At 65.1% G+C, this 13,753-nt stretch carries 14 protein-coding genes; 7 read left to right on the top strand and 7 right to left on the bottom strand.

Annotated elements, in window-relative coordinates:
• The first annotated feature begins 904 nt into the window (after nt 1-904).
• A complete protein-coding gene (locus JMF86_RS27485) occupies nt 905-2,086 on the top strand; it encodes a DNA-binding protein (RefSeq protein ID WP_011548751.1) in 1,182 nt (393 codons plus the stop codon).
• 135 nt (nt 2,087-2,221) lie between these two features.
• On the opposite strand, the gene JMF86_RS27480 is transcribed toward JMF86_RS27485, so the two are convergent.
• The 3 genes from JMF86_RS27480 to JMF86_RS27470 form a co-directional block, all read right to left on the bottom strand.
• Nucleotides 2,222-3,241 (bottom strand): tyrosine-type recombinase/integrase, encoded by a 1,020-nt coding sequence (locus tag JMF86_RS27480; protein ID WP_011548750.1) that lies wholly within the window; start codon nt 3,239-3,241, stop codon nt 2,222-2,224.
• Between the two features lie 102 nt (nt 3,242-3,343).
• Nucleotides 3,344-3,721, bottom strand: coding sequence for a DUF2471 family protein (locus tag JMF86_RS27475; RefSeq protein WP_011548749.1), 378 nt, complete (start codon nt 3,719-3,721; stop codon nt 3,344-3,346).
• 141 nt (nt 3,722-3,862) lie between these two features.
• Nucleotides 3,863-4,474, bottom strand: coding sequence for a helix-turn-helix domain-containing protein (locus JMF86_RS27470; RefSeq protein WP_006480189.1), 612 nt, complete (start codon nt 4,472-4,474; stop codon nt 3,863-3,865).
• A gap of 158 nt (nt 4,475-4,632) precedes the next feature.
• Here JMF86_RS27470 and JMF86_RS27465 point away from each other — a divergent pair, with 158 nt between their 5' ends.
• Together JMF86_RS27465 and tdh are read left to right on the top strand one after the other, a co-directional pair.
• Entirely contained in the window at nt 4,633-5,832 is a 1,200-nt protein-coding gene (locus JMF86_RS27465) for a glycine C-acetyltransferase (protein ID WP_011548748.1), read from the top strand.
• Nucleotides 5,833-5,845: 13 nt separating this feature from the next.
• Entirely contained in the window at nt 5,846-6,874 is a 1,029-nt protein-coding gene (tdh, locus tag JMF86_RS27460; protein WP_011548747.1) for an L-threonine 3-dehydrogenase, read from the top strand.
• A 185-nt stretch (nt 6,875-7,059) separates the two neighbouring features.
• Here tdh and JMF86_RS27455 read toward each other — a convergent pair whose 3' ends face one another.
• Entirely contained in the window at nt 7,060-7,254 is a 195-nt protein-coding gene (locus tag JMF86_RS27455) for a hypothetical protein (protein ID WP_226292220.1), read from the bottom strand.
• A 180-nt stretch (nt 7,255-7,434) separates the two neighbouring features.
• On the opposite strand from JMF86_RS27455, the gene JMF86_RS27450 reads away from it, so the two are divergent.
• Together JMF86_RS27450 and JMF86_RS27445 are read left to right on the top strand one after the other, a co-directional pair.
• Nucleotides 7,435-8,040 (top strand): TetR/AcrR family transcriptional regulator, encoded by a 606-nt coding sequence (locus JMF86_RS27450; RefSeq protein WP_011694925.1) that lies wholly within the window; start codon nt 7,435-7,437, stop codon nt 8,038-8,040.
• A gap of 64 nt (nt 8,041-8,104) precedes the next feature.
• Complete coding sequence (locus tag JMF86_RS27445) at nt 8,105-8,584, top strand: nuclear transport factor 2 family protein (RefSeq protein WP_011548744.1); 480 nt, start codon at nt 8,105-8,107, stop codon at nt 8,582-8,584.
• A 475-nt stretch (nt 8,585-9,059) separates the two neighbouring features.
• Here the strand turns inward: JMF86_RS27445 and JMF86_RS27440 are convergent, their stop codons facing one another.
• The gene (locus tag JMF86_RS27440) at nt 9,060-10,145 is read right to left on the bottom strand and encodes a tartrate dehydrogenase (protein ID WP_011548742.1); all 1,086 of its coding nucleotides are present in this window, start codon (nt 10,143-10,145) and stop codon (nt 9,060-9,062) included.
• 115 nt (nt 10,146-10,260) lie between these two features.
• Here JMF86_RS27440 and JMF86_RS27435 point away from each other — a divergent pair, with 115 nt between their 5' ends.
• Entirely contained in the window at nt 10,261-11,184 is a 924-nt protein-coding gene (locus tag JMF86_RS27435) for a LysR substrate-binding domain-containing protein (protein ID WP_011548741.1), read from the top strand.
• 64 nt (nt 11,185-11,248) lie between these two features.
• On the opposite strand, the gene argC is transcribed toward JMF86_RS27435, so the two are convergent.
• Nucleotides 11,249-12,190 carry an N-acetyl-gamma-glutamyl-phosphate reductase gene (gene argC, locus JMF86_RS27430; RefSeq protein WP_011548740.1) on the bottom strand — a complete coding sequence of 314 codons (942 nt, stop codon included), beginning with the start codon at nt 12,188-12,190 and terminating at the stop codon, nt 11,249-11,251.
• A 120-nt stretch (nt 12,191-12,310) separates the two neighbouring features.
• On the opposite strand from argC, the gene JMF86_RS27425 reads away from it, so the two are divergent.
• Entirely contained in the window at nt 12,311-13,195 is an 885-nt protein-coding gene (locus tag JMF86_RS27425; RefSeq protein WP_011548739.1) for a LysR family transcriptional regulator, read from the top strand.
• Between the two features lie 50 nt (nt 13,196-13,245).
• Here the strand turns inward: JMF86_RS27425 and JMF86_RS27420 are convergent, their stop codons facing one another.
• Nucleotides 13,246-13,710, bottom strand: coding sequence for a hypothetical protein (locus JMF86_RS27420; protein WP_011548738.1), 465 nt, complete (start codon nt 13,708-13,710; stop codon nt 13,246-13,248).
• Nucleotides 13,711-13,753 lie beyond the last annotated feature (43 nt).

Raw genomic sequence — 13,753 nt, 5'->3', positions numbered from 1 at the left:
GCAAATACGTCTCCCGGAAAACCTCACCTGTAAGCCAAGTCGGAGCCTGTGATCCATGCCCCGAAAAAGCTCACCTTAAGGCGAACGGGGCAGGAAAACCCGGATTTCCCTCCCGAAAAGTCTCACCTTTGGGGCATCACAGGCCCAGGAGAGCACTTTTGCTGTGCAAAATGGCGTCCACTTCCCGCAAATCCTCACGGCAAATTTCCGTGGAGTCCCGTGGAACCTCACCTTTCGCCAAATTTGCCCAAAAGATGGGCAGAATCGGGGCGCGAAGCAGGTCCTGCAAATTCTCACCTATGTCTGCACAGGCAGAAAACTGTGAAGTCAGGCACAGCGCGGCTTCTACGGCTGTGTGGCCCCGAAAACCCTCACCTTCAGGAAAACGTGTGTTTTACTGTGATCCCGAATCCGCTCACGACCCTTCCTGCAACGGCTCACGCAGCTCCCTGAACCCCATCACGTCAGCTCCCGCAGAAGATCACCTTGGCTCCCGTAAAACTTCACCTTGTCGGCCGGAGAGCCTTGCAGCATAAGGCTGTGCCGTGGCGTTAACGTTTTTAACTAAGGGTTCAAGGGTGTTTACTTCTAATACTCTCAAGACATCGGGCTGACGAGTTTTCCACAGACACCTCAACCCCAGAACACCCACGGGCGAACAGCTCCGCTGTCATGTGAAACAAAGGCCAAAATTCCGGGTCCGCTGAAAAATGCTTATGCGACAAGGACTTGAATAACTTTCTTCGCTTTGTTTCACGGAATTCCGGCTCACCTTCGGCAAGATTGGCTCCCTGATCCGATTTCTGTGCAAAACGACGTAAATTCACAACGGACCCTCGAAACAGGTATCAAGTAATACGTATTTCGTTATGATTGCCACAATTCATTGTCTGTGAGCGTGGTCATGACCCTGGACGAAATGCGTCAAGTCATTCGGGAAGAACTGGAATCGCTGCGTGCAAGCGGTGCGCGGCGCCAGGAATTGTCGCTGCACGCATGCAAGCGGCTGTTTTTCGATCTCGGCATTCGGCCGTCGGCCGCCAACGTCCGCGATCTTACCCAGACCGGCAGCGCCAGCGACATCCCGAAAGACATCGACCATTTCTGGGAACGCATCCGTTCCGCCTCCAAGATCCGGCTCGACGGCGCGGCGATCCCGAAAGCCGTCGAGGAAAAAGCCGGCGCGTTGCTCGGCGCACTCTATGAAGAGGCATTGAAAGCGGCGCGCGACAGCCTCGACGCCGACCGCGAACAGGTTCGCGCCGACATGGCCGACGCCGAACAGCGCTTGCGCGACGCGACCATCCGCCAGGAAACGCTTGAAGGTGCGCTCGCGCGCGGGGAAGCGAGAAACGAGCAATTGCAGGCGCGGGTGACCGAACTCGAAATTCAGCTCGCGTCGCAAACGACCCACGGTTCGGCAAGCGAAGCAACCTTGCTCACCACAGTCGCCCGACTCGAAAAGGAGTTGGCCGCGGCCGCCGGCCGCATCGATGCCGAACAGGCGCAGAACGCTGCGCTGCGTGACCGCATCGATGCTTTGCAAGCCGAATTGCAACAGCGCACCGAGCACTACGCGCAGCAAATCAAGGATGCGGTGGCGGAAGCCGAACGCCGCGTCAAGCCGATGCTGGTCGAACTGGACTCATTGCGCAGCATGGCGTCGACCTACCAGAGCGGGTTGCGCGACGTTCAGCGCAAGGAATTCGATTTCCTGCAGCAGTTGAGTTCTGCCAAGGCGCGTGCTGATCGGCTCGAGGAACAGTTGCGCAGCCAGAGCGACGAACTGGAACGCGCCACGCGCGACGTGAATTCGTTGCGCGCGAACCGCGGGATGAATCCGGAAATCGCCGCGCTGCTGCGGCGCCTGGCCGATGCCGGACAACTGGACGCGGACGCGTATGCCGCAATCGGCACCTCGCTGGATCAGGAGATTCCGGCCCCGGCGCGGTGCCCGCATTGCGACGGCGAACCGGAGCTGTCACATGGCGACGAGGGTTTTGAAGTCGCGTGCCCTGAGTGCGAGCACGCTTCGGGCGCGTGGCCGTCCCGCTTCGAAGCCGTCGCCCGTTTTGCGCAAACCTGACCGGGAAGCCGGCGATGCGCACAGGTGAGATGATCCGGGAAGCTTGAGGTGAGGTTTTTCGGGAGCTGTGAAACGGTGAGGCTGCGCCACGCAAGGCTGCTCACGGATCGCGTCGCGCGAGCAGCCGTTTCCTGATCAGTGAGTTTCGTCGCGGTCGGACGCGTCACCGTTGCTGTCGGCCAGCCCGTCGCGCCAGTTTTTCCACGCGCGATGCAGGCGATTCGACGAGATCGGCCGCATGAAGCCCAGCCATTTGCCGACCCGCTCGGGCGGCACGTCATGCTCGAACAGTTCCGCCGCGTAGGTATTGCGCAAGGTTTGCGGGCTGGTGCGTGCAGTGCGCGACGACGTGAGCCCGGCCGATTCGACGATCGCGTCGATCGCGCGCAGCATCGTCGCCTTGTGCATCGGCCGTCCGGCGTGCGACGCGGGGAAGACGAGCTCCCCCGGAATCTCCTGGCGTTTGCGTTCGGTGAGCCAGGCTTCCAGCAACGCGATCGCGAATGAGGCCAGATGAGTTTCGCGTGCGTAATCCGGATGCGTCGATTCGATCCGCAGCGACGTGTTGCTCGTATTGATGCAACTAATCGTAAGCGCGCGCGCTTCGCCGGTTTTGATGCCGGCGCCGAGAAATGCAGCGACGAGTGCGCGGTCGCGACGCTCCTTCCAGTACGCGGAACCCGACACGCCGATCGGCGAAAACAGATACGCGAGCAACGTCGCGCGTTCCGCCGGCGTGAGGAAGCCGGTCGGTTCGTTGTCGCGGGCCTTGCGCCAAGTCGCTTCGCCATCCTGAGCAATGAAGCGGGCCGGATTGGTCGATGCATATTCGGTGCGGCGAATATGATCGAGCACGCGCTCGATCAGCCGCAGATAGCGCATTCGCTGCGTTTTCTTGATCGGCAACTCGCCGACGAAGTTCGCGATGGTCGGTGTATCGACCGTCGCCAGGTTCTTTTGATGCGCGCGCATCCATGCGAGAAACGCGCCCCATTGCGCGCGATAGACATCGGCCGACGAGCGGCGATAGTCCTGCATTGCCAGCCATGCGTCGAACGCGGCTTCGGGCGAAAGAACCCAGTCGGACGCATCGCGGTCGAACAGGTCCTTTTCTTCCGGTGGGGCGGCGGTGTCGGGAGAGGCGGGAAGGGACATGGTATTAATTCCGTTAGTTGCGTATATGGTAGCCCTTTCCGCAACGTCTCGGGCAGCAAAAGGGTGAAGCGGCCGCCCTGCGCGGCGGCCGCGGTTGAGCCGTCAGTCGCCCCACGCCTTGGACGGGCGGAGAGGGCGCGACGGACGCACGGTATCGTGTGTCGTTGCCGCGGCTTCGTACGCGAGAACGGCGAATGAAAAGACCGCGGGCAGCGCGTTCGAGCGCCCGAAGTCGATTGGATCGTCGGTCTCGGGAAACGTCATGTCCGACGGCCGTTCGAACAGTTGACGCATGCCGGCGTCGTGCCGGCTCGCAAAGCCGAGATCGGCGAGCGCCTCGGCTTCGATCGCGTGCAGCAGGCGCCACGTCAGCGGCACGCGCTGACGGATGTACCGCCCGGCGATATGGCGAACGATCAATTCGAGGTCATGCGCGGCAGCCTTGAAGCTGAGCGCGGCCAAATCTTGTTCTTCTGTCATTGCAGGCTCCTGTCGACCGGAGCGGGCGCCTCGGTGCGCCGGCTCCGGCCCATGCATGGCGGAATGTCCGTATACTGTACAAACATACAGTACTTTCCGCAACTGGCCTGCAACTGACCTTTTGGCCGACTACCCGCGCCGTCAGCGATGGATCACGATCAACAAGGCCCGTGCTTCGGCCTTGCCGGGATTGCGGATTGCATGCGGCTCATCGGCCGGGTAACGCGCGGTGTCACCCGCCTTCAGGCGTCGGCTCGCCGCGGCGGCCTCGATTTCCATCGCGCCCTGCAGCACGGTGAGGTGCTCGCGCGTGCCCGGTTCGTGCGCGTTCGATACCAGGGCGCCGCCGCCCGGCAGCGTCAGTTCGTACCACTCGAACTTGCCGGCGAGGTCGATCGGGCCCCATACGCGCAACTGGTACCGGCCGTCGTGGCCGGCGAGCGTCGGAATGTCGTGCGGGCCGTCCACGCGGATCGTCTCGGGCGCCTTCGGCTGCGAGAACAATTCGTCGAGCGTGATGCCGAGCGCGTTCGTCAGCCGCCATGCCACGGCGATGGTCGGGTTGGCCTTGTCGCGTTCGATTTCGGAGAGCATCGATTTCGATACGCCGGCTGCGCGCGACAGGTCATCGAGCGTCAGCTTGCGCTCGTTGCGCAGGCGCTGAATCTGCTCGCCCACACGCGGCGGGGTCGCGGCCGGCGGCTGCGGGGCGGCGTCGGCGGCCGGGCGCCGCGATCCGGAGGAACTTGCCATTTGGATTCCGTTCGCTTAGAGTTGTTCGATATTTCGAATTCTAGTTCGGAATATCGGATAAATGCGGTCAACCGAACGACCGACTATAACAGTAGCAGGCCGTTGCGCCGCCACGAGCGGTGCGCTGCGGAATGCGAAACCCTGTCAGGAGCTTTGCGATGCGTGATGCCTTTCTCGCCCAGGTGCGCGGGACGCTCGACCAGATCCGCGCGGACGGTTTTTACAAGACCGAGCGCGAGATCGCGAGTCCCCAGGCGGCAGCCGTGCGGCTCGCCGGCGGTGCCGGCGTGCTCAATTTCTGCGCGAACAACTATCTGGGTCTGGCGAACGATCCGCGCCTGATCGACGCGGCGAAGGCCGGCCTCGACCAGGACGGCTTCGGCATGGCATCGGTGCGCTTCATCTGCGGCACGCAAACCGTCCACAAGCAACTGGAAAGCGCGCTGGCCACGTTTCTCGGCACCGAGGACAGCATCCTCTATTCGAGCTGCTTCGACGCGAACGGCGGGCTGTTCGAAACATTGCTCGACGAGAACGACGCGGTGATCAGCGACGAACTGAATCACGCGAGCATCATCGACGGCATTCGCCTGTGCAAGGCGAAGCGTTTTCGCTACAAGAACAACGATCTGTCCGACCTCGAGGCGAAGCTCAAGGAAGCCGACGCCGCTGGCGCGCGCCACAAGCTGATCGCGACCGACGGCGTGTTTTCGATGGACGGCATCATCGCCGACCTCAAAGGCATCTGCGATCTCGCCGATCGCTACGGCGCGCTCGTGATGGTCGACGATTCGCATGCGGTCGGCTTCATCGGCACGCACGGCCGCGGCACACCCGAGCACTGCGGCGTCGAAGGTCGCGTGGACATCATCACGGGCACGCTCGGCAAGGCGCTCGGGGGTGCCTCGGGCGGCTATGTCGCCGCACGTCGCGAGGTGATCGAGCTGCTGCGCCAGCGCTCGCGTCCGTATCTGTTCTCGAACACGCTCACGCCGAGCATCGCCGCGGCGTCGCTGAAGGTGCTGGAACTGCTCGGCAGCGACGAAGGCGCGAAGCTGCGCGAGCGCGTGCGCGAGAACGGCGCGCGGTTCCGCAAGCAGATGACCGAAGCCGGCTTCACGCTCGTGCCCGGCGCGCATCCGATCATCCCGGTGATGCTCGGCGACGCGCAGCTCGCGACGAACATGGCCGACAAGCTGCTCGGCGAAGGCGTCTACGTGATCGGCTTCTCGTTCCCCGTCGTGCCGCGCGGCCGTGCGCGCATCCGCACGCAGATGAGCGCCGCGCACTCGCCCGAACAGGTCGACCAGACGGTCGCCGCGTTCGTGCGCGTCGGCAAGTCGCTCGGCATCATCTGACGGAGGCGCGACCATGAAAGCACTGGCAAAGCTCGAACGCGGCCCCGGCCTCACGCTCACGCGCGTGAAGCGTCCCGAAGTCGGCCACAACGACGTGCTGATCAAGATCCGCCGCACGGCGATCTGCGGCACCGACATCCATATCTGGAAGTGGGACGACTGGGCGCAGAAGACGATTCCGGTGCCGATGCACGTCGGCCACGAATACGTCGGCGAGATCGTCGAGATGGGGCAGGAAGTGCGCGGCTTCGCGATCGGCGATCGTGTGTCCGGCGAAGGTCACATCACGTGCGGTTTCTGCCGAAACTGTCGCGCCGGGCGCCGGCATTTGTGCCGCAACACGGTGGGCGTCGGCGTGAACCGCGAAGGCGCGTTCGCCGAATACCTGGCGATTCCGGCGTTCAACGCGTTCAAGATTCCGCCGGAGATCTCCGACGATCTCGCGTCGATCTTCGATCCGTTCGGCAACGCGACGCATACGGCGCTGTCGTTCAACCTCGTCGGCGAAGACGTGCTGATCACCGGCGCGGGCCCGATCGGCATCATGGCCGTCGCGATCGCGAAGCACGTCGGCGCGCGCAACGTCGTCATCACCGACATCAACGACTATCGGCTGGAACTCGCACGCAAGATGGGCGCGACGCGCGCGGTCAACGTCGCGCGCGAGTCGCTGCGCGACGTGATGGCCGACCTGCACATGACCGAAGGCTTCGACGTCGGGCTCGAGATGTCAGGTGTGCCGAGCGCGTTCACGAGCCTGCTCGAGGCGATGAACCACGGCGGCAAGGTCGCGCTGCTCGGCATCCCGCCCGCGCAGACGGCGATCGACTGGAACCAGGTGATCTTCAAGGGGCTCGAGATCAAGGGCATCTATGGTCGCGAGATGTTCGAGACCTGGTACAAGATGGTCGCGATGCTGCAGAGCGGCCTCGACCTGTCGCCGATCATTACGCATCGTTTCGCGGCCGATGATTACGAGCAAGGCTTCGCCGCGATGCTGTCCGGCGAAAGCGGCAAGGTGATTCTCGACTGGACGGCCTGAGTCGAGTGAGTGTCGAGACGGGGCAGTGCGGCGCGATCGCCGCCTGCCCTGTTTTCGTTTGCACGCGCATCGTTGCGCGTCGGAACGCGTGATTCAGCGCTTGAGGTGAGATTATTCGGGAGCTGTGTGTGCGTGCCGAATCGCCGCGCGATCCCGCATCGGTGAATGGCGATTTCACGTCCGCTTCACCTGTCGGTAGCCACCTCGCTTCTTCTCGTCACGCCATTCGGCGCCTGCTTTTCCTTCTTCCACACACTTCCCTGCTTCGCCTGGCAGGCGGGCGTTTGCTTGCCGCCGTATGCGACATCGCGCCGAATCGGGACATCAACCGTGAGCTGCACACAGCGTTGCGCCTCACTGATAGGCGATGCGATCGACATCGATCGGCCTCGACCGGTGCGCAGGCCACCACTTGATCCGTTCACCATTCAATCAGCGCGAATCGAGCTGAAGACTCGTCAGGACGAGCAGACGCTTCAGGCACGATTCAACCTTCCCACCGGCAGGGCCTTTTCATCCAGGCATTGACGGCGGAGAACGATCGTTCTACCGTAAACCCCATGAACACACTTCTCGACTCCTCCGGCGAACCGGGCGTTCGCGACCGGCTGCTCGACGCGGCCGAAGCGCTGATCTACTCCGGCGGCATCCATGCGACCGGTGTCGACGCGATCGTCAAGCGATCCGGCGCGGCGCGAAAGAGCTTTTATTCGCATTTCGAATCGAAAGAAGCACTGGTGGTCGCCGCGCTCGAGCGGCGAGACGAGCGCTGGATGCGCTGGTTCGTCGACGGCACGCTGGCGCGCGGCAAGGCGCCGCGCGCGCAACTGCTCGGCATGTTCGATGTGCTGCGCGACTGGTTCGGGCAGCCCGACTTCCACGGTTGCGCATTCCTGAACGCGTCGGGCGAGATACCCGACGCCGACGATCCCGTGCGCGTCGTCGCCCGTATGCACAAGGCGCGCCTGCTGGCATTCGTGCGCGAGCGCCTCGACGCCTATGCCGACGAAACCGGCATCGAGCGCCGCGGGCTCGCGCGCCTCGCGCGTCAGTGGCTCGTATTGATCGACGGCGCGATCGGCGTGGCGCTCGTCAGTGGCGATGCAAACGCTGCACGCGATGCCCGCGCGACGGCTGAACTGCTGCTCGACACCGCCTCGCGGTAGCCGACGCAGCGAATCCGAACCGGCTGCGTGCGTTCGCGGCCAGAACCCTGAACAGGAGCTACCCATGTCCGCTTCCCCCGAAGTTCGTCCGCCCGTTCCGCCCTTCACGCTCGACACGGCGCGCCAGAAAGTGCGCGCCGCCGAGGACGCGTGGAACACGCGCGACCCGCAACGCGTGTCGCTCGCCTATACGCCGCAAAGCCGCTGGCGCAATCGCGCGGAATTCGTGACGGGCCGCGACGAGATCGTCGGGCTGCTGCAGCGGAAGTGGGCGCGCGAACTCGACTACCGGCTGATCAAGGAGCTGTGGGCGTTCGGCGGCAATCGCATCGCGGTGCGCTTTGCGTACGAGTGGCACGACGATGCGGGCAACTGGTTCCGTTCGTACGGCAACGAGAACTGGGAGTTCGACGAAAACGGCCTGATGGCGCATCGTCACGCGAGCATCAATGATCTGCCGATTCGCGAGGCGGACCGTCTTTATCATTGGCCGCTCGGCCGTCGTCCGGACGATCATCCGGGGCTGTCCGATCTCGGGCTGTGATGATGCGCGCACGCGTTCAACGGATCGGCGAACGCATCACCAAGCTTCAATGGTGAGGAAATTCGGGAGCCGCCCGCTGAAGGTGAGACTTTTCGGGACGAGGTGAAATGCCGCGTCGAACTGGGTGCATTGAACGGATCGACGCGACGTCGCAGGGGTAAAGCGGCGCAGATGTCGACGTGCAGCGGTGTGCTTTCCTGCGTGATGCATCTCACCGATCGCATCGAAGCGATCGTGCATTGCCGATCGGTGTGTGCGAGCGCGACGTGCAACTCACCGATCGAATCATCTTGCGACTTTCAACGAAAAATCGCGCAAGCAGTGCGCGCTGCGATAGGGCGTTGCTCACCGCTCGATGTTCACCGCCGCCGCATCGTCAAAGTCGGCACACGTGCGCAACCGCATCGTGTATCGCTCACCGCAGCCGATTCACGAAGGGCCGCCCGGCGCCAGCGCCGGGCACGACCCTCACCTCTCACCCCGCAATCCGCGCGGCGATCGCCTCGCCCACTTCCTGCGTGCCCGCATTGCCGCCGAGATCGCGGGTACGCGGCCCCGTGCGCAGCACGTCCTCGATCGCGGCGACGATCGCATCGTGCGCTTCGCGTTCGCGGCCCGTGCCGTTGCCGAGGAAGTCGAGCATCATCGCCGCCGACCAGATCATCGCGACCGGATTCGCGATGTATTGCCCCGCGATGTCGGGCGCGGAACCGTGCACGGGCTCGAATAGCGACGGGAACGTGCGGTCGGGGTTCAGGTTCGCCGACGGCGCGATGCCGATCGTGCCCGTACAGGCCGGCCCGAGATCCGACAGGATGTCGCCGAACAGGTTGGACGCGACGACGACGTCGAAGCGGTCCGGCTGCAGCACGAAGCGCGCGCACAGGATGTCGATGTGCTGCTTGTCGACCGCGATCTCCGGATAGCGTTCGGCCATCTCGGCCGCGCGCGCATCCCACCACGGCATGCTGATCGCGATGCCGTTGCTCTTGGTCGCGACGGTGACGCGCTTCGCGCGCCGCTGCGCGAGCTCGAACGCGAATTTCAGCACACGCTCGGTGCCGTGCCGCGTGAAGATCGACTGCTGCATCACGACTTCGCGCTCGGTGCCTTCGAACATCGTGCCGCCGACCGACGAATATTCGCCCTCGGTGTTCTCGCGCACGATCATGAAATCGATGTCGCCCGGGCGGCGGCCGGCGAGCGGCGACGGCACGCCGTCGAACAGGCGCGCGGGCCGCAGGTTGATGTACTGGTCGAATTCGCGGCGGAATTTCAGCAGCGAGCCCCACAGCGAAATGTGATCGGGCACCGTCGCCGGCCAGCCGACCGCGCCGAACAGGATCGCGTCCATGCCCGACAGTTGCGCCTTCCAGTCGTCCGGCATCATCGTGCCGTGCTGCGCGTAGTAGTCGCAGCTCGCCCAGTCGATCTCGACGAAGTCGAAGCGCACGCCGAAGCGCGCGGTCACGGCGGCGAGCGTGCGCAGGCCCTCGGGCATCACTTCGCGGCCGATGCCGTCGCCGGGGATCACGGCAATCCTGTAAGTCCTGTCGGTCATGCAAATCTCCTTGGCTGATTGGCCGGCTGCCGGAAAGGCAGGGGCCCGTCACGTCATTCTATTTGTTTCCATCTGGATTAAAATCGCTCAAAAGTTAATCGACTTTCCACGAATCGTGAATAAATCGCCGAACCTCGACGACCTGCGCGTGTTCAGCCTGGTCGTCCGCCTTGCGAGCTTCAGCGCGGCCGCCGAGCAGCTCGCCGTGTCGCCCGCGTACGTCAGCAAGCGCGTCGCGATGCTCGAGGCGCAGCTCGGCACGCGCCTGCTGCATCGCTCGACACGCCGCATGACGGTCACCGACGCCGGCGAACGCGTGTTCGCGCGCGCCGAAAAGATTCTCGACGACGTCGATCATCTCGTCGAGGACGTGTCGACCACGCGCACGGTGCCGCGCGGCACGCTGCGCATGTCGAGCAGCTTCGGCTTCGGCCGGCACGTCGTCGCGCCGGCGCTGCTCGACTTCAGCGCGCGCTATCCGCAGTTGAATGTGCGGCTCGATCTGTTCGACCGGCTCGTCGACGTGGCGGGCGAAGGCTACGACCTCGACGTGCGCATCGGCGACGAGATCGCCGATCACCTGATCGCGCGCCGCCTTGCCACGAACCATCGCGTGCTGTGCGCGTCGCCAGACTATCTCGCCCGACGCGGCACGCCGCGCTCGCTCGCCGATCTCACATCGCACGACTGTCTCGCGATCAAGGAGCGCGATCATCCGTTCGGCGTATGGCGGCTGAATGTGCGCGGGGAAACGGTCACGGTGAAGGTTGGCGGCGCGCTGTCGACGAACCATGGCGAGGTGGCCGTGCAATGGGCGCTGGCCGGACGCGGCATCGTGCTGCGCTCGATCTGGGAGGCCGGGCCGCTGATCGAACGCGGCGAACTGTGTCGCGTGCTGCCGGACGCGACCCAGCCCGCGAACATCTGGGCCGTGTACCCGGAACGCGTCGCGGCGTCGGCGAAGGTGCGCGTGTGCGTGGATTTTCTGGTGGAGACGCTGGCCGGCCTGAATGCCGCGGCGGGTGACGATACGGCCTGAAACCGGCTAAAGGTGAGCTTTTACGGGGGCGTGCGCAGGCATCGTCGACGATGCCTGCGGAGCGTCACGCCGCGTGTCGCGCGCCGAGCATCAGGTCGAGATTCTGCACGGCGGCGCCGGATGCCCCTTTGCCGAGATTGTCGAACACGGCGGACAGCAGCACCTGCCCGCCGTTCGCGTTGACGAACACGCCGAGCCGCAGATCATTGGTGCCGTTCAGCGCTTGCGGATCGAGATGCGTTGCCGCGCGTGCGTCCGCGAGCGGCATCACATCGACGTGACGGGCGTCCGCGTAGTGGTGCGCGAGACACGCATGCAGCCGCTCACCCGTCACGCCGGCCGGAAGCAGGCGCAGCTCGATCGGAATGGTGAGCACGATGCCTTGCCGATAGGCACCGTAGGCCGGCACGAAGAACGGGCGGTGCGCGAGCCCCGCATGCTGCCGGATCTCGGGCACGTGCTTGTGCGCGAGCGCGAGGCCGTAGACCTGCAGCGGCAACGCGCGTGCCGCGGCGTCGCCCGATTCGAATGCGTCGACGGCGGCTCTCCCGCCGCCCGAGTAACCGGACACCGCATGGATGCTCACCGGGTAGTCGCGCGGCAGCAGCCCGGCCTGCAGCAGCGGACGAAGCAGGCCGATCGCGCCGGTCGGGTAGCAGCCGGGATTGGTCACGCGCTTCGCATGCGCGATCTCGTGTGCGTGTCCGTCGGCCATCTCGGGAAAGCCGTAGACCCAGTCGGGTTGCGTGCGATGGGCCGAACTCGCGTCGATCACGCGTACCGCCGGGTTCCGGATGAAGCCGACCGCTTCGCGCGCGGCCGCATCGGGCAGGCACAGGATCGCGATATCGCACGCGTTGAGTGCATCGGCGCGCCGCGCCGCCTCCTTGCGTTCGGCGGCGGGAAGCGTGAGCAGCCGCACGTCGGTGCGGTCGCGCAGACGCGCGTGAATCTGCAACCCGGTCGTGCCCTGGTCGCCGTCGATGAAGACAGTGGGGAAGCTCATGATGGTCGTGCTCGTCGCGTTCGGTCGTCGGGGAAACCGTATCGTCCACCGAACGCCTAGAATAGGAAAAGTTGAATTTGCTGATCGTCTGATTCAGATTTCCTGAACGAGAGGAGTGTGATGCGCGAGATCAGTCTGGACCGTCTGCGTACGCTGGTCGCGATCGCGGACCAGGGTTCCTTCGTGGCGGCGGCGCAATGGCTTCATCTCGCGCCGCCGACCGTCAGCCTGCATGTCGCCGAGCTGGAAAGCCGCGTCGGCGCGCCGCTGCTGTCGCGCACGCGCGGCAACGTGCGCCCGTCGGTGATCGGTGAAGTGCTGGTGGAGCGGGCGCGGCGTCTGCTGGCGGAAGTCGAATCGACGCTGGACGACGTGCAGCGACAGGTGCAGGGGTTGACCGGGCGCGTGCGTCTCGGCGCGTCGACCGGCGCGATCGCGCATCTGCTGCCGCAGGCGGTGGCTGGACTGCGCGCGCAGCATCCGGATATCGACGTGCAGATCGCGGTGCTCACGTCGCAGGACACGCTGGCGCGCATTGCACAGGGCACGCTCGACGTCGGGCTGGTCGCGCTGCCGCAAGCGCCGGTCGCGGGGCTGTCGATCCGCTCGTGGCGCCGCGACCCGGTGATGGCTTTCCTGCCCGCGGACTGGCCGCTTCCGGCCCGTGTGACGCCGGCGTATCTGGCCGCGCGGCCGCTGATTCTCAACGATGCGACGACGCGCCTGTCGCGGCTCACGACCGAATGGTTCGCGCTCGGCGGCCACCGGCCCGTGCCGCGGATCGAACTCAACTACAACGATGCGATCAAGAGCCTGGTCGCCGCGGGGTACGGCGCGACGCTGCTGCCGCACGAGGCGGGCGCCCCGCTGCCGGATGCGCGCATCGTCATGCGGCCGCTACGTCCGGCGCTGTGGCGTGAGCTGGGGATCGCCCATCGGGCCGGCCCGGTCGAACGGGCCACGCAGCACGTGCTCGATGCGCTGCGGGCGCTCGGCGCGCGATAGCGGGCCGTCGTGCGGCTGGCCCGTGCGGGCCGTACGGCCTGAACGCAGGTTCAGAGCCGGTTGTCCTTCGCCAGCGTGAGCACGCGCGCCCAGCGCTGCGCATCGCGCTTGTCCATCATCGGCAGCTTCCATTCGCCGCGCACGGCGTCGCGCACGCGCACGACGAGATGCCAGCGGCCGTCGATCGGCGCGGCCTCGCAACCGTCGAGCTGCGACAGCGTATAGCGGCCGTCCGCGCTGTCATGCGACAGCCACAGCAACCCTTGCGTCGTGGACACGCGCAACTCGCCCCACGCGCGATGCACGATATGCGTCCAGCCTGCTTCCTTCGTGTTCGGTGCGATGTCGCGGCGGCGCTTGAGCCACCACGCGATCAACGCGATCAGGAGCGCGGCGGCGAGCACGGCGGCCGCGATCGCGACCGGCTGGCCGAACTGCGCGGCGATGACGTGAAACAGGTGAACGGCGCCCCATCCGAGGGCGATGAGCGCGAATAGCGCAATGAAAATCGGCATGTCGAATCGGAAAGGAGGACGGGCCGGCGCAGGCAGCGCACCG

It is taken from the genome of Burkholderia sp. E168m15 (assembly GCF_016586105.1).
In the GTDB taxonomy this organism is placed as follows: Bacteria; Pseudomonadota; Gammaproteobacteria; order Burkholderiales; family Burkholderiaceae; genus Burkholderia; species Burkholderia orbicola.
This window is presented reverse-complemented; position numbering and strand designations above follow the sequence as displayed.